General features: G+C 53.3%; 19 protein-coding genes and 1 tRNA gene. 10 read left to right on the top strand and 10 right to left on the bottom strand.

The window, feature by feature from the left end; translation table 11 throughout:
• Nucleotide 1 precedes the first annotated feature (1 nt).
• A complete protein-coding gene (locus DK872_RS18605; RefSeq protein ID WP_370520920.1) occupies nucleotides 2-1,633 on the top strand; it encodes a methyl-accepting chemotaxis protein in 1,632 nt (543 codons plus the stop codon).
• A gap of 42 nt (nucleotides 1,634-1,675) precedes the next feature.
• On the opposite strand, the gene epmB is transcribed toward DK872_RS18605, so the two are convergent.
• On the bottom strand, nucleotides 1,676-2,704 hold the full coding sequence (gene epmB, locus DK872_RS18600; protein WP_161518689.1) for an EF-P beta-lysylation protein EpmB: 1,029 nt from the start codon (nucleotides 2,702-2,704) through the stop codon (nucleotides 1,676-1,678).
• Between the two features lie 41 nt (nucleotides 2,705-2,745).
• Between epmB and efp the strand changes: the two genes are divergently transcribed.
• The 3 genes from efp (at nucleotide 2,746) to ecnB (ending at nucleotide 3,756) form a co-directional block, all read left to right on the top strand.
• On the top strand, nucleotides 2,746-3,312 hold the full coding sequence (efp, locus tag DK872_RS18595) for an elongation factor P (RefSeq protein ID WP_007372714.1): 567 nt from the start codon (nucleotides 2,746-2,748) through the stop codon (nucleotides 3,310-3,312).
• A gap of 58 nt (nucleotides 3,313-3,370) precedes the next feature.
• Nucleotides 3,371-3,502, top strand: a complete 132-nt coding sequence (locus tag DK872_RS18590) for an entericidin A/B family lipoprotein (RefSeq protein WP_035886951.1) — start codon at nucleotides 3,371-3,373, stop codon at nucleotides 3,500-3,502.
• A 107-nt stretch (nucleotides 3,503-3,609) separates the two neighbouring features.
• The gene (ecnB, locus tag DK872_RS18585; protein WP_007372716.1) at nucleotides 3,610-3,756 is read left to right on the top strand and encodes a lipoprotein toxin entericidin B; all 147 of its coding nucleotides are present in this window, start codon (nucleotides 3,610-3,612) and stop codon (nucleotides 3,754-3,756) included.
• Nucleotides 3,757-3,785: 29 nt separating this feature from the next.
• Here ecnB and DK872_RS18580 read toward each other — a convergent pair whose 3' ends face one another.
• Nucleotides 3,786-4,388, bottom strand: a complete 603-nt coding sequence (locus tag DK872_RS18580; protein WP_007372717.1) for a LuxR C-terminal-related transcriptional regulator — start codon at nucleotides 4,386-4,388, stop codon at nucleotides 3,786-3,788.
• A 263-nt stretch (nucleotides 4,389-4,651) separates the two neighbouring features.
• Here DK872_RS18580 and sugE point away from each other — a divergent pair, with 263 nt between their 5' ends.
• Nucleotides 4,652-4,969, top strand: a complete 318-nt coding sequence (gene sugE / locus DK872_RS18575) for a quaternary ammonium compound efflux SMR transporter SugE (protein ID WP_007372719.1) — start codon at nucleotides 4,652-4,654, stop codon at nucleotides 4,967-4,969.
• Here the strand turns inward: sugE and DK872_RS18570 are convergent.
• The 5 genes from DK872_RS18570 to frdA all read right to left on the bottom strand — a co-directional run bounded on the left by DK872_RS18570 (nucleotide 4,966) and on the right by frdA (nucleotide 8,876).
• Nucleotides 4,966-5,496 (bottom strand): lipocalin family protein, encoded by a 531-nt coding sequence (locus DK872_RS18570; protein ID WP_071920074.1) that lies wholly within the window; start codon nucleotides 5,494-5,496, stop codon nucleotides 4,966-4,968. The two genes, sugE and DK872_RS18570, sit on opposite strands and share 4 nt — an antisense overlap.
• Nucleotides 5,497-5,582: 86 nt before the next feature.
• Complete coding sequence (gene frdD / locus DK872_RS18565) at nucleotides 5,583-5,942, bottom strand: fumarate reductase subunit FrdD (protein WP_007372721.1); 360 nt, start codon at nucleotides 5,940-5,942, stop codon at nucleotides 5,583-5,585.
• A gap of 10 nt (nucleotides 5,943-5,952) precedes the next feature.
• Nucleotides 5,953-6,348, bottom strand: a complete 396-nt coding sequence (frdC, locus tag DK872_RS18560; protein ID WP_007372722.1) for a fumarate reductase subunit FrdC — start codon at nucleotides 6,346-6,348, stop codon at nucleotides 5,953-5,955.
• 10 nt (nucleotides 6,349-6,358) lie between these two features.
• Nucleotides 6,359-7,093 (bottom strand): succinate dehydrogenase/fumarate reductase iron-sulfur subunit, encoded by a 735-nt coding sequence (locus DK872_RS18555; RefSeq protein WP_007372723.1) that lies wholly within the window; start codon nucleotides 7,091-7,093, stop codon nucleotides 6,359-6,361.
• A complete protein-coding gene (frdA, locus tag DK872_RS18550; protein WP_071920075.1) occupies nucleotides 7,086-8,876 on the bottom strand; it encodes a fumarate reductase (quinol) flavoprotein subunit in 1,791 nt (596 codons plus the stop codon). Before frdA ends, DK872_RS18555 begins: the two co-directional genes overlap by 8 nt.
• A gap of 307 nt (nucleotides 8,877-9,183) precedes the next feature.
• Here frdA and epmA point away from each other — a divergent pair, with 307 nt between their 5' ends.
• The 3 genes from epmA to DK872_RS18535 all read left to right on the top strand — a co-directional run bounded on the left by epmA (nucleotide 9,184) and on the right by DK872_RS18535 (nucleotide 11,396).
• Nucleotides 9,184-10,161, top strand: coding sequence for an elongation factor P--(R)-beta-lysine ligase (gene epmA / locus DK872_RS18545; RefSeq protein WP_007372726.1), 978 nt, complete (start codon nucleotides 9,184-9,186; stop codon nucleotides 10,159-10,161).
• A gap of 207 nt (nucleotides 10,162-10,368) precedes the next feature.
• Nucleotides 10,369-10,755: a hypothetical protein gene (locus DK872_RS28040; RefSeq protein ID WP_370520919.1), complete on the top strand. Its 387-nt coding sequence runs from the start codon at nucleotides 10,369-10,371 to the stop codon at nucleotides 10,753-10,755.
• Nucleotides 10,756-11,081: 326 nt separating this feature from the next.
• Entirely contained in the window at nucleotides 11,082-11,396 is a 315-nt protein-coding gene (locus tag DK872_RS18535) for a YjeO family protein (protein ID WP_007372727.1), read from the top strand.
• A 108-nt stretch (nucleotides 11,397-11,504) separates the two neighbouring features.
• Here DK872_RS18535 and mscM read toward each other — a convergent pair whose 3' ends face one another.
• The 3 genes from mscM to rsgA all read right to left on the bottom strand — a co-directional run bounded on the left by mscM (nucleotide 11,505) and on the right by rsgA (nucleotide 16,983).
• Nucleotides 11,505-14,837 (bottom strand): miniconductance mechanosensitive channel MscM, encoded by a 3,333-nt coding sequence (mscM, locus tag DK872_RS18530; protein ID WP_007372728.1) that lies wholly within the window; start codon nucleotides 14,835-14,837, stop codon nucleotides 11,505-11,507.
• A gap of 23 nt (nucleotides 14,838-14,860) precedes the next feature.
• Nucleotides 14,861-15,829 (bottom strand): archaetidylserine decarboxylase, encoded by a 969-nt coding sequence (asd, locus tag DK872_RS18525; RefSeq protein WP_149289262.1) that lies wholly within the window; start codon nucleotides 15,827-15,829, stop codon nucleotides 14,861-14,863.
• A gap of 98 nt (nucleotides 15,830-15,927) precedes the next feature.
• On the bottom strand, nucleotides 15,928-16,983 hold the full coding sequence (gene rsgA / locus DK872_RS18520; RefSeq protein ID WP_007372730.1) for a small ribosomal subunit biogenesis GTPase RsgA: 1,056 nt from the start codon (nucleotides 16,981-16,983) through the stop codon (nucleotides 15,928-15,930).
• Between the two features lie 94 nt (nucleotides 16,984-17,077).
• Here rsgA and orn point away from each other — a divergent pair, with 94 nt between their 5' ends.
• Both orn and DK872_RS18510 read left to right on the top strand, forming a co-directional pair.
• The gene (gene orn, locus DK872_RS18515; RefSeq protein ID WP_007372731.1) at nucleotides 17,078-17,623 is read left to right on the top strand and encodes an oligoribonuclease; all 546 of its coding nucleotides are present in this window, start codon (nucleotides 17,078-17,080) and stop codon (nucleotides 17,621-17,623) included.
• A gap of 254 nt (nucleotides 17,624-17,877) precedes the next feature.
• Nucleotides 17,878-17,953, top strand: a tRNA-Gly gene (locus DK872_RS18510).
• Nucleotides 17,954-18,013 lie beyond the last annotated feature (60 nt).

Genomic DNA, 18,013 nt, shown 5'->3' with positions numbered 1-18,013 from the left:
TATTACAAAAAAGTTATTACTTGCATTTTCGTTATTAATCTTGAGCTTAATTGGAACAAACCTTATTGCTGTTTTTTCGCTATCAAAAATTAGTAACGCACAAGATTATTTTCAGGCCAATATCTTGCCGAGCCTCGACGCCATGAACAAAGAGATGCTGAAGGTCACCAGCATCCGTAGTCAGCTTTATCTACATGGTCTGACGCAGGACGCTGCTGGTATGGCTGAAGTACAACAAAAAGCGTTTAAAATGTATGACGAATTATATGCCATGCATCAACATTACCTGAAGGAACTTATTTCCGATCAACATGATCTTGATTTGTCGAATAAAACGTTAGGTGATTTAGACAAATTCCGCACGGTGATGGACCAATATTTTAAAATATCAAATGCTAACGATCGCGATGGCGTCGTTAAAGCGATGCATAGTGGCGGTTTAGTTGCGGAAAACATTACCCTGCTGGTCAAGGATTTTGACGATCAAATTGCCTATAACACCTCGTTAGTGACTGCGGCCAACAGTAATAATAGTTCGTTGATTTCTCGCTCAATAACGTTATCTCTGATTGCCACGCTGGCGGCGACTCTTATTCTGGGACTGTTTGGTTTATTCACTGTGTTGAATATCAAACGTCGTCTGAATGAGATGAAAGACGGGATGGTCAGCATCAGCGAAAAACTGGATCTCAGCCATACGTTACCAACGGGGCGCCTGGATGAAATTGGCCGTGCCGTTGGGGCATTCAACCTGTTGATTGAACGGGTCGCGGAATCGCTGAGCATGGTGCGCAGCGCCTCCGGCTCGGTGAATACTGCCGCCAATGAGATTGCGCTCGGCAACAATGAACTCTCTGCACGTACCGAGCAGCAATCGGCCGCCGTGGTGGAAACGGCGGCGAGCATGGAAGAGCTGAGTTCGACGGTGAAACAGAACGCGCAGAACGCGCATCAGGCCAGCCAGCTAGCCACGTCAGCGGCAGATACGGCGGTAAAAGGCGGCACCGTTGTTAGCGTGGCGGTGAATCGCATGAAGGATATTATCGAAAGCTCGAAGCGCATTTCAGAAATCACCTCTGTGATTAATGGCATTGCATTTCAAACCAACATTCTGGCGCTTAACGCAGCCGTTGAAGCAGCCAGAGCGGGCGAGCAGGGGCGCGGTTTTGCGGTGGTAGCAGGCGAAGTGCGAAACCTGGCGCAGCGTAGCGCCCAGGCGGCCAAAGAGATTGAAGCCCTGATTCATGAGTCGGTTAACTATGTCGAAGAAGGTTCCCGGCAGGTCGATCTGGCGGGGGAAACGATGAGCGGCATTGTGCATTCCGTACAGCAGGTTAAAGATTTAATGCAGGAGATCGCCGCCGCGTCCGATGAGCAAAACCGTGGCATCTCGCAGATTGCCCAGGCGATGTCGGAAATGGATACCACTACACAGCAGAACGCCGCGCTGGTTCAGGAGTCTTCTGCCGCTGCCGGTAGCCTTGAAGAGCAAGCAGGCAAACTGCAACAGCTGGTTGATGTGTTCCGCTTGCCGGGGCAGCAACTGGAGAAAGTGAAAAAGTCGATCGGTAAAAAGCATCAGCCAAAACAGGCTGCGGCTACTACGGGACAGGACGGTTGGGAGACGTTTTAAACGGCAATGACGAGCCTGCAAAGGCTCGTCATTATTTACGGCTTAGCTCTGGCGCAATTGCAGATCCAGTGGCGTTTTACTGGGTTCGCCGCCAATCTCGCGGGCAAGTTTCGGCACCATATAACCAGAAACCAGCGTCAGAAGCTCGCGCATAATCAAGCGTGCTTCGTCATCGCTGACCATAAAGTGCGCAGCGCCCTGAACTTTATCCAGCACGTGCAGATAGTAGGGCATCACCCCCGCATCAAATAACGCATTACTCAACTCCGCCAGCGTTTGCGCATTATCATTCACGCCGCGTAGCAGCACGCTTTGGTTCAGTAAAGTGACGCCCGCTTGCCGCAGTGCGGCCATCGCCGCGCGGAAGTCATCGCCGATCTCCTGGGCATGGTTAATATGATTGACCAGCAAAATTTGCAGAGATGAACGGGCGAAACGTGCGACCAGCGTATCGGTGATGCGCGCCGGGATCACAATCGGCAGGCGGCTGTGAATACGCAGGCGTTTAATGTGTGGAGTGGCTTCCAGCTGTTCCAGCAGCCAGTCCAGCTCATGATCTTTCGCCATCAGTGGATCGCCGCCGGAAAAGATGATTTCATCCAGCTCCGGATGCGCTGCAATGTAGTCCAGCGCGCCTTGCCAGTTACGCTTGTTGCCCTGATTTTCCGCGTAGGGGAAGTGGCGACGGAAGCAGTAGCGGCAGTTTACGGCGCAGCCGCCTTTCACCAGTAGCAGGGCGCGATTTCGGTATTTGTGCAGTAATCCAGGCACCACGCTACTCTGCTCTTCCAGCGGATCGGTGGTAAAACCCGGCGCGGCGATAAATTCCTGCGGTGCGGTGATCACCTGGCGCAATAGCGGATCGTTGGGATTGCCAGGCAGCATGCGCGCGGCGAAGGAACGCGGTACGCGTAGCGGAAACAGGCGTTTTGCCTCGCGGCCTGCGGTTAAATTTTCATCCGTGTCTATCTTTAAAAGACGTAACAGTTCATCTGGATCGGTTATTACATCGGCAAGTTGCATTAACCAATCTTCTCTGGACGGGGTATTTAGGGTTACAATATGCGCCATTTTGTGGCTAAGCTACCAGTTAACAATTTTCAGAGGGCCTTATGGCGACTTACTATAGCAACGATTTTCGTGCTGGTCTTAAAATCATGTTGGACGGCGAACCTTATGCGGTTGAAGCCAGCGAATTCGTTAAACCAGGTAAAGGCCAGGCATTTGCGCGCGTTAAGCTGCGTCGCCTGCTGACCGGTACTCGCGTAGAAAAAACCTTCAAATCTACTGACTCTGCCGAAGGCGCAGACGTTGTCGATATGAACCTGACTTACCTGTACAACGACGGTGAGTTCTGGCACTTCATGAACAACGAAACTTTCGAACAGCTTTCCGCTGACGCCAAAGCGATTGGCGACAACGCAAAATGGCTGCTGGACCAGGCTGAGTGCATCGTGACCCTGTGGAACGGCCAGCCGATCTCCGTCACTCCGCCGAACTTTGTTGAGCTGGAAATCGTTGAAACCGATCCAGGTCTGAAAGGCGACACCGCGGGTACAGGCGGCAAACCGGCTACCCTGAGCACTGGCGCAGTGGTTAAAGTTCCGCTGTTCGTGCAGATCGGTGAAGTCATCAAAGTCGATACCCGCTCCGGCGAATACGTATCTCGCGTGAAGTAATGTCCGCGGCTTCGGCGTAGCATCATGCTACGCCGTTGAACATAACAAGGCAGGAATGATGAAACGCCTTACCAAAATCCTTTCACTTATGCTTATCAGCAGCGCTTTGCTGTCGGGCTGCAATACGGCGCGCGGCGTCGGCGAAGATATTCAGAGCCTCGGCCACGCTATTTCTCACGCGGTGAGCTAAAAACTTCACATCTTCTTAAAAATCTTCCCGTTCCGGTCTCACTGCGGAATTTTGTCTATGCTTAAGTGGCTATACACAAATAATATTGGTCACAAAAGGAAGATATTATGGTTAAGAAGACAATTGTTGCGATCTTTTCTGTATTGGTCCTTTCATCCGTTCTGACGGCGTGTAACACCACGCGTGGCGTCGGTCAGGATATCTCTGAAGGCGGCAGCGCAATCTCTGGCGCAGCAAGCAAAGCGCAGCAGTAATCCTTGCCGGTACGGCATCCGCCGTACCGCTAATTTGAATTTTCCGGCAGTGAAAGGAACGGCGTAAACCGATTTCCCATCCCGAGTTTCATACGAATATTACGCTTGTAGGTATAAACGGTTTTGCCGTTAATACTTAGCCTGGCCGCGATGCTTTGGTTACTTTTCCCTTCCATCCATAGCGTGAGCACTTTCTCTTCCTGTTTGGTCAGTAGCGGTGTCGCCATTTGTGGAATTGAACGCATCGGGCGCGCCAGCACAATGTCATCAATGACCTGCGCCAGTTTCTCCAGCGGTTCTGTTTTTAGCAGCGTTGCGCGAATTTTAAATTGCGCATAGAACCCGGAAAGTTGCGCATCGATACCCGATTCCAGCAGCAGTACCTGGTTTGAGTCGCCGCAGACGGAAAATAGCGATGCAAGCTGTTGAATATGATGGATTTCATTTTTGAAGCCATGAAGATCGGCAATCACCATATCGGGTTGCCACTGCACAATATGTTCTTTCGCCAGCATTAAATTATGCAACCCGGTGACGAGGAACGAGGCGGGGAATAAATCGGGTTGATTGAGCCAGGACTCCACCCCAACGCGGGTGAAGTAACAACGGTCAATCACGAGAATCTTGAACATATTTTTCTTCGCAGTCAGAGGGTGGCGCACAGCTTCCTGTATTCAGGAAAGTGATTCATCATAGGGGGTACATAAGGTGGGTAAATGCTGGAATTCCGCAGCGAACAGTGGCTATTTCTTGCTTTAACTTGCGGAATATAAGCAAGCACATTCAAGTTGAAATTTTAAACTGTAGCGGGCAAAATTTGCCTCTCTTCACATCTCTGGCGGGACGACCTGTCAGTTTCATTTTTTCCGGGGACGGCCCCGCATCGGAGCCAATCATGTCCTGGTTAATTCTTCTTATCGCCGGTCTTCTTGAAGTGGTGTGGGCTGTCGGCCTGAAATACACCCACGGCTTTACGCGACTTGCCCCCAGTATCATCACCGTTACGGCAATGATCGCCAGTATTGTGCTGCTGTCATGGGCAATGAAAACCCTGCCGGTCGGTACCGCCTATGCTATCTGGACCGGGATCGGGGCGGTGGGCGCGGCGGTTGCAGGGATTGTGTTGCTTGGCGAATCTGCAAGCCTGGCGCGTATTCTCAGTCTGTGCCTGATTGTTGCTGGAATCGTTGGGTTAAAGCTCAGCACACATTAGTAAGACTGATTAATCCAGAGTAGTTTTTCCACAGCAAAGCCTTGCCGGCTGGCGATATCCAGCATCTGCTGTTTGACCTCTGCTGGCAGGGTTGGCGTGCGCGACAGCAGCCACAAATAGTCGCGATCCGGCCCGCAAACCAGCGCGTAGCGATATTCATCGTCAAGGGCGATGATGTTGTAACCGCCATAGAAAGGACCGAAGAAAGAGACCTTCAGCGCGGCGGTATTCGGATTGCCGGTGAAATATGCCACGCCGGTGGACTGTTGCCACATGTCGCGCTGCGGATTATAGCCGCGGTTTATCACCGTCAGTCCGCCGTCGTTGCGCAAACTGTAGGTGGCGGTGACTTTCTCCAGACCGCTCTCGAAGCGGTGGTCCAGACGGGCGATTTCGTACCATCTTCCAAGATAACGGTGGGTATTGAAGTTTTGCACAACGGTGACGCCATCAGGCGGGGTAGGGGAACTACAGGAGGAGAGCAGTAACGCAGCGGTAACCATGGCGATCATCAGCAACATGCGCATGAGATTTTTCCTTCCAGATCTTTTCTTTAGGGTATTGACGCTGGCAGGAAATTTGCTCTCCCGCTTGCGCAGGAGAGCGACAGGTATCAAATAAAAATGACGCCGATCAGTGTGACCACAGTCAGAATTGCCGCGAGACCGTAGAACACCCATTTACCGTTCGGTACGTGAATTTTCAAATCATGCATCATATGGTGGATACGGTGCAGACCGCACCACACCGGCAGGACAATCATTAAAAAGAGGAACACGCGGCCAATGAAGCTTTGCGCAAATGTCAGTACGCGCTCATAGCCCAGCGCTTCACCTGGGTAGAAGCTCAGCGGCAGCAGAATACCGACCAGCAGCACGATAACCGGCGCGACAATGGCGCTCCACATACCGCCTGCGCCGAACAAGCCCCAGAATACGGGTTCGTCAGAACGTTTTGGATTCGGGTTAATCACGTTGGCCTCCTTACCAGAAAAGAGCCACAAACAGCACCACCACAGTGACTACCGCAGTCACCACCCAAAGCCCTTTCACTACCGGCTCTGGCCCCATTTTTTCGCCTTTGACGATGATAAGCTGCGCTTTCGGCGCCAGATCAAACCAGGTTTTGGTGTGCAGCAGCGCGGCGGCGAGCGTCACCAGATTGAGGATCACCACAATCGGGTTTTGCAGAAAGTGCACGAACCCTTCCCAGCTTTCCGGCCCATGTTTTAGCGCAAACAGACCAAAGATCAGTTCGATACTGAACCAGACCGCAGGTACCGCCGTTCCTTCACGCAGCATGTAGAAGCGATAAAACGGCAGAGTTTTCCACCAGCTTGACGGCATGGGACGAACCCAGGCTTTACGTTTAGTCGTCATAATGCACTCCTTAGCGTGGTTTCAGGGTGGCGATAAGAAAGTCTTTCGAGCTTTCCACCTTGCCCTGCTGAATGGCCGCAGCCGGATCGACATGTTTCGGACATACTTCCGAACAGTAGCCGACAAACGTACAGCTCCACACGCCGTTCTGGCTGTTGAGTTGCCCCATGCGCTCTTTTTTGCCGTGATCGCGGCTATCAAGGTTATAGCGATGCGCCAGCGTAATCGCCGCCGGGCCGATGAACTCAGGATTCAGACCAAACTGCGGGCAGGCAGCGTAGCACAGGCCGCAGTTAATGCAGCCGGAGAACTGATGGTACTTCGCCATCTGCGCCGGGGTTTGCTTGCCGGGTCCCTGATCTGGCGTGCGCGTATTGCCGATGATGTAAGGCTTAATCGCTTCGAGACTTTCGATAAAGTGGGTCATATCGACCACCAGATCGCGCTCAACCGGGAAGTTCGCCAGCGCCTCGACTTTCAGGCCTTTCTCGTAATCGCGCAGAAAGGTTTTACACGCCAGTTTCGGGACTTTGTTGACCATCATGCCGCAGGAGCCGCAAATCGCCATACGGCACGACCAGCGGTAGCTCAGATCCGGCGCAAGGTTATCTTTGATATAGTTCAGCGCGTCGAGCAGAGAAGTGGCTTCATCGTAAGGCACGTCATAGAAGGCACTGTGAGGCGCATCGTCCACTTCCGGGTTGTAACGCACCACCTCCACTTTCAGATTCTTCATCTCAGACATTGTTCGTCTCCTTCTTCTCAGACGATTCAGCTTCTGCACCGTATACGCGTTTCGCCGGTGGCAGCGTAGTGATCTTCACATCGCTGTATTCCAGTCGGGTTGCGCCGTCGGCATCGCGGAAAGCCAGCGTGTGCTTGAGGAAGTTGACGTCATCGCGCTCAGTACATCCCTCATCCAGGCGCTGATGCGCCCCGCGGGATTCTTTACGCGCCAGCGCCGAGTGCGCCATACATTCGGCTACGTTCAGCCCATGTCCCAGCTCGATGGTATAGAGCAGATCGGTGTTGAAGACGCTGGAAGTATCGGTAATGCGCACGCGTTTGAAGCGCTCTTGCAGCTCGGCCAGCTTATCCACGGTTTTCTGCATTAATTCCGGCGTGCGGTAGATCCCGCAGCCTTCTTCCATGGATTCGCCCATTTCGTCGCGGATTTTCGCCCAGCTTTCGTTGCCGTCCCGATTGACCAGCGCTTTCAGACGCTGCTCGACATCTGCTGCCTGTGCGTTTAACGCATCATCATTGGCCTGGCTTGCTGAGGCCGAACGTGCAATGGCGCGTTCACCGGCCAGGCGGCCAAACACCACCAGTTCTGCCAGCGAGTTCGAGCCGAGACGGTTGGCACCGTGCAGGCCGACCGATGAGCATTCACCCACTGCAAACAGCCCGGTGATGCGCGATTCGCAGTTTTGGTCGGTTTCGATACCGCCCATGGTGTAGTGGGCCGTCGGGCGTACCGGAATCGGCTCTTTGATCGGATCGACGCCAACATAGGCTTTCGCCAGTTCGCAGATAAACGGCAGACGTTCGTTGATTTTTTTCGCGCCAAGATGACGCAGGTCGAGGTAGACCACATCACCGCGCGGCGTGGAGATAGTGTTGCCTTTACGCCACTCATGCCAGAATGCTTGCGATACTTTGTCGCGCGGGCCGAGTTCCATATATTTGTTCTTCGGCTCGCCCAGCGGCGTTTCCGGCCCCATGCCGTAATCCTGCAAATAGCGGTAGCCGTTTTTGTTCACCAGAATACCGCCTTCGCCGCGGCAACCTTCCGTCATCAGAATGCCGGAACCCGGCAGGCCGGTTGGATGGTACTGCACGAACTCCATGTCGCGCAGCGGAACGCCGTGCGCCAGCGCCATGCCCATGCCATCGCCGGTTACAATGCCGCCGTTAGTGTTGTAGCGGTAAACGCGGCCAGCGCCGCCCGTTGCCATCACCACGGCATTGGCGCGAATCTGCACCAGCGTACCTTCCATCATATTCATGGCGACCAGCCCGCGGGCATGGTTGTCATCCACAAGGATATCCAGCACGAAATGTTCGTCGAAGCGTTGGATTTGTGGGAACTGAAGGGAAGTTTGAAACAGGGTGTGCAGCATATGGAAGCCGGTTTTATCGGCGGCGAACCAGGTACGTTCGATTTTCATCCCACCGAAGCGCCGCACGTTGACCGAACCATCCGGGCGACGGCTCCACGGACAGCCCCACTGTTCAAGTTGGGTCATTTCTGTCGGGCAATGATGCACAAAATAGTCAACGACATCCTGTTCGCAAAGCCAGTCACCGCCAGCAACGGTATCGTGGAAATGGTATTCGAAGCTGTCATGATCCTGGGCGACGGCGGCAGAACCGCCTTCTGCGGCAACCGTGTGGCTGCGCATCGGATAAACTTTTGAAATCAATGCGATTTTGGCTTTCGGGTTGGCTTGCGCCGCCGCGATGGCGGTGCGTAATCCCGCTCCACCTGCGCCTATCACAGCGATATCGGCTTGAAAGGTTTGCACGACATTCCTCCAGATTATTGTTGTTCCGCAACGATAAGCCAGACCGCTTAAGGCAGTTGCGAATATGTTCCACTGCTCCTTTTTGGGTAAGCAGCAGTATAACCGCAGAGTTTCAAGGGAAATTTGATGCGTTCGATTTTTTTTGCTGTTCTTTAAGGCAATGCATCATTCATATTGATAAATATCATCCTTGATTACTTCCTCTTTATTTATAGACGAGATAAATGAAATTTTTTTGCACAAAATTTGTCTCTGCGGATCGATGCGGGTAGACTTCGTGCCCTTGTCTGAATTTGGAGAACGTACCATGAGCGAAACGGCCACCTGGCAGCCGAGCGCATCCATCCCCAATTTATTAAAACGCGCGGCAATCATGGCGGAAATTCGGCGCTTCTTCGCCGATCGCGGCGTACTTGAGGTGGAGACGCCCTGTATGAGCCAGGCAACGGTAACGGACGTTCATCTGTTCCCGTTTGAAACCCGTTTTGTTGGCCCCGGCCATTCTCAGGGGATCAATCTCTACCTGATGACCAGCCCGGAATATCATATGAAGCGTCTGCTGGCGGCGGGCTGCGGCCCGGTATTCCAGCTGTGCAGAAGCTTCCGTAATGAAGAGATGGGCCGTCATCACAATCCTGAATTCACCATGCTTGAGTGGTATCGCCCGCACTACGACATGTACCGTCTGATGAATGAGGTGGACGATTTACTGCAACAGGTACTGGAGTGCCCGGCAGCGGAATCGCTCTCTTACCAGCAGGCGTTCCAGCGTTATCTGGAAGTGGATCCGCTCTCTGCTGATAAAGCGCAGTTGCGCGAAGTGGCGGCAAAACTCGATCTGAGCAATATTGCCGAGACAGAAGAAGACCGCGATACGCTGCTACAACTGCTGTTTGCCATGGGCGTTGAGCCGCATATCGGCAAAGATCGTCCGACTTTCGTGTACCACTTTCCGGCAAGCCAGGCCGCGCTGGCGCAGATCAGCACCGAAGATCACCGCGTGGCGGAGCGTTTTGAGGTCTATTTCAAAGGGATTGAGCTGGCGAATGGTTTCCATGAGCTGACTGATGCCCGCGAGCAGCAGCAGCGTTTTGAGCAGGATAACCGCAAGCGTGCGGCGCGTGGTCTGCCGCAGCAGCCAATGGACAATAATTTGCTGGAAGCGTTGAAAGCCGGCCTGCCGGATTGTTCCGGCGTGGCGTTGGGCGTTGATCGTCTGGTGATGCTGGCATTGCAGGCGGAAAGCCTGGCTGAGGTTATTGCGTTTACCGTTGACCGGGCGTAATTGCTTTGCATAACAGGAGCGCACCTTTTGTTCGCTCCTGAAGTAATATTCATCTCTTTTTTAAGTACATTGAAAAATCTTATTTAATACATATTCTATTTTCCTTTTATTATCATTCCTCTGCCAATTTGTTTATTATTTATTTGCGTTGCCGTATATGCTTAAATTGTTTTAAAAACAAATAATGTGAATGGATGATTAATATTTATGGATGATTCATTGATTTTTTGCAAAGTAGATAAATATGGTTTTCCTCATTGGGATGGGTTCGATTTTTTTCGATGGTATGTGCTTCCCAGTAACTGGAATCATCGTACTGGGGCTGCATATCTTTGGCTTTATAAAACTGCCTGGTTGATTCACCACCGGGGGGTGATTAAAAAGTCTGCCAGGGAGGCTCAAATACCTGAATTATTGTTGGCTGGCATCGCTGTTTCCGAAGTTGGTGGTACGCCAGAAAGGTTTAAAAGTGTCGGTGTGCTACAGTTCAGGCAAGTTTTAGAAATAGTTATGGGGAAAAAGATAATATATATTCCAACTCTACATCTGTTGGTTCGATCGCTATACAACTTCGGGCAGCAGCAGAGACCATAGGTATCAGACCTGATACATTAAGTTTCTTTCAGCAATATAAACTTTCTCAGTGTTTACTTAATAATGATTTTAATATTAGAGTCGTTGCATTTCATCTCCGGGATCTCATTCTTTATGACAATCCGGGCAGTGATACTTCCCATCTGAGCGATGAGCAGATAATATTGGCTGGATCAAGGTATAATCGTGGTATTAGTCGCGATAAAAAAGACTTTATCGATTCTATTCATGCTCCGACAGGTGCACGTGAACGGGCATATAGTGAATATGGTCGCAGGATAATTGAGAAGAAGGATAGTCTGATGAGGATTCTGCGGGGGAATTAAATGCGCTGGAAAGCATTTACACTTGGTTTCGTCTGGTTCGTGTTCTCTGTTCTCTTTATCATCCTTTTTTCAGCTCAGGATAAAGAGTGGCTCATTGATGGCAACAGTATTAAAAATATATGTGATCTTATGATATATATTGAGCATGACGATACCCGCGATGTTGGGGTCGTCATGACTATCCCATTGTTTTTTCCCTTTATTTATCTGCTTGTCTGGAAAAAACGGCGGCATTGGTTACTTTACCTGACACTATTCTCTATTTTTGCATTCTGGCTGTGGCGGTTTTTCCTGCGCTATCAATGGTGCTTGTAGGCATGTACCATCGAGTGGCGGCTACGTCTAAGTTGCTCTGGAAGTCCCGTATATTCGCTGGTCGGTAGGCCTGATGCCATAGCGCCATCAGGCCATTAGTCGCGCGTCTTACAAACTTCCCGCCGGGCGGTTGCCTTTGCCTGCGGAAGTCAGCGTTCGCGCCGTGCGTCTCCCGTCGAGACTCTCCAGCCGCATCTGGAATGGCGGGAACGGCAAATCGATGCCGTGTTCGCGGAAGCCCGCCAGAATCAACTGGTGGATTTCGTGGCGCAGTGGCATACGATGCCCCATCTCAGCGGCATAGATACGCAGTTCAAACAGTTGAATACCCTGTTGCAGATCGACCAGGAACACTTCCGGTGCCGGATTATCAATCACAAAAGAGCAGCGCTCGGCTGCGGTATAGAGGATCTGCGTCACCTCTTCACTGTTGGCGTCTGCTGGCGCAGGCACGGTTAAAACCACGCGCGTGACGGAATCGGAGAGCGACCAGTTAATAAACTGCTCGGTAATAAACGCCTTGTTCGGCACGATGATCTCTTTACGATCCCAGTCGCTGATGGTGGTGGCGCGGGTGTTGATTTTCGTCACGCTGCCCGTCAGATCGCGGATCGTTACGGTATCGCCAATGCGGATCGGCTTCTCAAACAGAATGATCAGGCCAGAGATGAAGTTGGCGAAAATCTCCTGTAAGCCAAAGCCGAGACCAACACCTAACGCGGCGACCAGCCATTGCAGCTTGGCCCACTCGATGCCGATCATTGAGAAGCCGACCAGCCCACCGAACAGCATCAGCAAATATTTAGTGATAGTGGTAATGGCATAACCGGTGCCGGGCGACAGATCCAGATGTTGCAGCAGCGCCAGTTCCAGCAATGCCGGAAGGTTGCGCACCAGTTGCGTGGTGATGATAAACACGAGAATGGCGATCAGCACCGCGCCGAGCGTAATTGGCTCCAGGCTTTCCACTCCCTGCACCGTTGAAGTGACATCCCATAGCGGAATATTTTCCAGAAAACCAAAAGCGGAATGGATCTCCGACCACAGCACGATGACAGACAGCAGGGCAATCAACATCAGAATCGAGCGCACCAGCCGCAGCGACTGGACGCTGATTGCATCCAGATCGACTTCCGGTTCATCGATATCGGCAGCGCCTTCGGTGCTGGAGTGATGCGGCACATCCTCTTCGCCCCGCGCACGTTGCGCGAGAATTTCCGCGCGGCGGTGGCGTGCGCGTTCAAACGCCAGGCGACGGCGCTGAATTAGCATCCAGCGGCGGATAATGTGGTAGACCACCAGCAGGGCGAACCAGATGGCGACGGAGGTTTCCAGACGCGCGAGCAGCGCCTGCGCTGTGGCCAGATAGCCGACCGCTGCGGCGAGGATCGCCGTCAGCGGCGCGCACAGCAGCAAATTCCACAACAGATGATTCGGCAAATTATCGGCGCTGCCGCTTTTGTCCACATAGAGCGGGATCCCGGCGCGTTTCATACTCAGCGTAACCAGCGCCAGCGCTCCGCAGATCAGGATAAAGCACAGCCGTCCCAGCGAGCCGGAGAATTCTCGATCGTTGAGGTTATCGAACATAATCAGCGCCATGATCAACGGTACGATAAAGCCAATACTCATCAGGTAGTAACGCATGCCGCGTGCAACGCGGTTGCGCGGCCAGCCAAAGTGGGCGACAAACAAACCGGTTGGACGGGCGAAGGTGGCGCAAATCATCACCACCCACAGCAGCGGTACGGTAGCCGTAACGCCATCACCGATGGCGACCGCCAGCGGCCAGGGCCAGGCTTCCTGCAAACCATAACCGAGCGTGGCCCACAGCACCGGAAGCGGTGATGCGACGAGAATCGACCAGAAAACGGTGCGCATGGTCAGCCAGAAGTGATCCTGTGTGACCTTGCCGACGCGGGCGCTTGAACGCTCCAGAAAGCGGGTAAAATGCCGACGTGAATAGATGCTGAAACCCACCAGCGCTAACGCACCAAACAGCGGGAACAGCGTCTCTTTGCTGGTCAGCATCATAATACTGGCTTTGCCAAGCTGGCTGAGGGTATCCAGCGACAATAAACGGCGCAGATCCTGCACAATCTCGATTGGCCATGCAAAGGTCAGCGGGCTGACATCCGCCGTCCAGAACAGGTAGCGGTGCGTTGCTTCATTCACCTCTTTCAGCGCATCTTCGAGCTGGCTATTGGCCACTTTCAGCTTGGTGAGTTCGAGGATCAGCGTATCGCCGCCCTGAAGCAAAGAATTCAGCAGCTCGCGCTGCGTGCGCAACTGGGCTTCCAGAATGCGATTCTGCTCGGCGGTAAGCGCTTTGCCGTCCGCCTGGCGGATTTGTCGCAGTTGCGGCTGCTTATTCAGCAAATCCTCATAGCGCATCCGATGGACGCGCAGTTGCGCCATCTCGGTATCCAGTTGCTGCGGTTTTGGCATTTCCGGCAGGCGGGCAACCTGCGCGCGCAGCGCTTCACCCAGCATATTCGAGGCACCGAGCCATTGAGACTGCTCACGCAGTGTATTCAGCGCCTGGCGAACCTGTAAAGTCTGCCCGGAGGCCTGCCGCTGCTGAGATGCGACCAGATCCATACGCTGCGCCTGTTGATTCAGCGCCTGCGATAGTTCACGGTTGATGCGGAACTGCTCGACAATACCGGCGGGCAGATTGGCACTGTTTTCCGCCAGTAACTCAGTGCTCTCCAGCGCCTGTTCGGCTTCGCGCTGGCGCTGGCTGTTGAGCTGGTTACGCAAGGCCTGGAGATACGCATCCAACTGCTGGCTCTGTTTCTGCGCCAGTTCGGAGCGCATCCGCGCCAGTTCCTGGCGGTTATTGGCGGAGAGTTGCGCCAGATCCAGCTCATCAACCAGCGCTTTCAGCTTCGCGGATTCTGCCTGCGCGCCGAAGTTTTGCGCCTGCGCCAGCGGCGTGTTGGTGTTTTGCGCGCCAAGTCGGCGCTCCACTTCGGTAACCTGGCGGCGTGCGTCGGTCTGCTGTTGCGGGAGCTGGCTCAGGGAATCGCTGATCTCTCTGGCGCGTTCCTGCTCCTGTTGGGCGAGTCGGGTTTTTTCCAGCAACTGGCTGCTGACTTGCAGGATCTCCTGATTCAGCGCGTCGCTGCTCATCCCTTCGGGAACCGATTTGGGTTCATCGCGCAGGTTATCCAACTGTGCGCGCAGGGTGCGGGAAAGCTTGGGGAAATTATCAATAACTTGTTGATATTGCTGCGCGCGTTCGAGGGAACCTTTGCGTTCCTCAAGGGCGTTGAGCGCGGCCTGGAGCACCTCGATCGTTTCTGCCTGCTCCGGCGTGCTTTTCGCCGCCTTAACCTGCTCCAGTTCCTGGGTGATTTGTCGGGCATCGGGAGCCGTTGCTGCAACGGCTCCCTGGCTGAGGCACCAGGCCATCAGAAAAACGATAATCAGGCGCACATCAGTCTCCGTGGTGCGGGGGGTTAGCCCTGGTCTTTTTGGTCGTCAACCAGCGGGCTGGCGTCGTGTTCTGCCTGGATTTCCGCTTCCGGCAACGGTGACGGTTCGGTAACTACCGGCGCGAAGGGCTCGGTAGAAACGGCCAGCGTCTGGCCGATTTTTGTTACCGACAGGCTTTGCAGTTGCTCTGCCAGCGCCACTTTGCCCGGCGCAAAGAGGTTGATGACGGTCGAACCGAGTTTGAAGCGGCCCATCTCCTGGCCTTTCAGCAGTGCAACCGCGCCTTCGCTGTCGCCCGCAGGCCATGTCCAGCGTTTGATAATGCCTTCGCGCGGTGGCGTGATGGTGCCTGCCCACACGGTTTCGATACTGCCGACAATGGTCGCGCCGACAAGAATTTGCGCCATCGGGCCAAACTCGGTATCAAACAGGCAGATCACGCGTTCGTTACGGGCAAAGAGATTAGGGACATTTTGCGCCGTCAGATGGTTAACAGAGAAGAGATCGCCCGGCACGTAAATCATCTCGCGCAGGATGCCGTTACACGGCATATGAACACGGTGATAATCGCGCGGAGAGAGATAGGTGGTGACAAAGCTACCGTTACGGAACAGATCTGCCATCAGGTAGTTACCCGCCAGCAGTGCTTCCAGGCTGTAGTTGTGGCCTTTGGCCTGCAGGATTTTGTCATTCTCAATGGCACCAAGCTGGCTGATAACGCCGTCTGCGGGCATCACCAGCACGTTCGGATCGGTATTGAGCGGGCGCACGTCGTCGCGCAGCGGACGCACAAAGAAATCGTTAAAGGTGCGGTAGCTGGCGGTGTCCGGCTTCTGCGCCTCTTTCATATCGACCTTGTAGTATTTTACGAACAGATCGATAACCAGTTTGGTCAGCCAGCCTGCACGTTTGCTTGCGCCCCAGCCCGCCAGGCGAGTGAGCCACAGTTTAGGCAGAATGTATTGAAGCGAAAGTTTAAGTGAGTTTAACAAGGTAGCCTCCAGGCCATTGTTTTTGTCGTTCCTGACCCGGCGCCGGAGCGCCTGAGTCTTTGAAAAGGGGACGATTTTAGCGACGCATAGCTTAGTTGTCAGTCGTCCGATTCAGAAAAGCTTTTACGCGTTTTTACTTGCGCCATGCTTTCCAGAATACGGTGATAATTGTCGAAACGGCTTTCTGCAATCTCGCCATTTTCTACCGCCTCGCGGATGGCGCAACCGGGATCGGTATCGTGTTTGCAGTCGCGATATTTACAGTGACCAATGTAGTCATGGAATTCGACAAACCCGTTGGTGATTTGTTCCGGTTCGAGATGCCAGAGGCCAAACTCACGAACACCCGGTGAATCAATCACATCGCCGCCGTGCGGGAAGTGGTAGAGGCGCGCTGCGGTCGTAGTGTGCTGCCCCAGGCCGGAAACATCAGAAACATCGTTAGTGAGTATTTGCTCTTCCTGGAAACCGAGCAGCGCATTGAGCAGGCTTGATTTCCCGACGCCGGACTGCCCGGCAAAGATGCTTACACGGTCGGTTAGCGCTTCAACGAGCGGCGCCAGGCCATCTTGCGTGTGGCTGGAGACCATCAGCACCTGGTAGCCAATGTTGCGGTAGATATCCATCTGCTCATTGACGAATGCCATTCCTTCGTCATCCAGCAGATCGATTTTGTTCAGGACGATCAGCGGAGCAACCTGCAATGTTTCGCAGGCAACCAGATAGCGATCGATAATATTGAGTGACAGTTCCGGCAGAATGGCGGAGACCACTACGATTTGATCGATGTTGGCGGCAATGGGTTTTACGCCATCATAAAAATCAGGGCGCGTCAGCACCGAGGTGCGTTCGTGCACAGCTTCAACAATGCCCTTGACGGTGACGCCTTCCGCTGCTTCTTTACCCGGACGCCAGACAACGCGGTCGCCGGTGACCAGCGAGCGAATCGTGCGGCGAATGTTACAGCGATGCACTTCGCCGTCGGCAGATTCCACATCGGCGTGCATGCCAAAGCGGCTGATCACCACCCCTTCGGACGCTTCGCCGAACAGGTTGTCATCGTAGTCAGCTTTCTCCGCAGACGTTTTCAGTCGGCGCTGGTGGTTCGCTTTTACGCGGCGCTGCTGTCCTTTGGAGAGTTTATTTTTACTCAATCGTGCTGGCTCCTGGTCGCCCTGGATGGGCAAAACCTCTATGATACACGCAATTTTAGATGAATATAGTTACGCGAGAAGGGTGGAAAATAGCATGAGCGCAAATGAAAACAACCTCATTTGGATCGATCTGGAGATGACGGGGTTAGATCCCGAGCGCGATCGCATTATTGAGATCGCCACGCTGGTAACCGATGCGAATCTGAACATTCTGGCGGAAGGGCCGGTGATTGCGGTACATCAATCCGACGCGCAACTGGCGTTAATGGATGAGTGGAACGTGCGTACTCATACCGGCAGCGGTCTGGTTGATCGCGTTAAAGCCAGCCAGCTCGACGATCGTGCGGCGGAACTGGCGACGATCGAATTCCTTAAAGAGTGGGTGCCGGCGGGCAAATCCCCCATCTGTGGCAACAGCATTGGCCAGGATCGTCGTTTTCTGTTTAAGTACATGCCCGAGTTGGAAGCGTATTTCCACTACCGTTATCTGGATGTCAGCACGCTGAAAGAGCTGGCACGTCGCTGGAAGCCGGAGGTCCTGGAAGGCCTGAAAAAACAGAATACTCACCAGGCGCTGGATGATATTCGCGAGTCGGTGGCCGAACTGGCGTACTATCGCGAGCATTTTATTAAGCTTTAAGACAATGAAGGCGCGGGGCCGATTTTTTTTCAGTTGCCCCGCAAGCCAGTGCTGGCGCGGGTTTGCTGGAAAAATGCGCATTTTGTTGATTAAAGCAGCACTTGAACAAAAAAAGCGAAAATTTGCTGTCGGGGGCTTGCAGCAGGAATGATTTCTCGTATAATGCGCCTCCCGTGAAGACACAGAAATGTGCAACATGGCATCACGAAATTTTAGCGGAAAGTGTTCGTAATTAGCTGAAAAATCGATGATAAGCGGGAATAGCTCAGTTGGTAGAGCACGACCTTGCCAAGGTCGGGGTCGCGAGTTCGAGTCTCGTTTCCCGCTCCAAAATTTGAAATGCACCATCCAGATTTACTGGTTTCGGCATTGAAGCTGAATCCGGATAAA

It is taken from the genome of Kosakonia sp. MH5, assembly GCF_009935945.1.
GTDB lineage: Bacteria > Pseudomonadota > Gammaproteobacteria > Enterobacterales > Enterobacteriaceae > Kosakonia > Kosakonia radicincitans.
The sequence above is the reverse complement of the archived record's forward strand: the minus strand, read 5'-3'. Positions and strand labels throughout refer to the sequence as shown.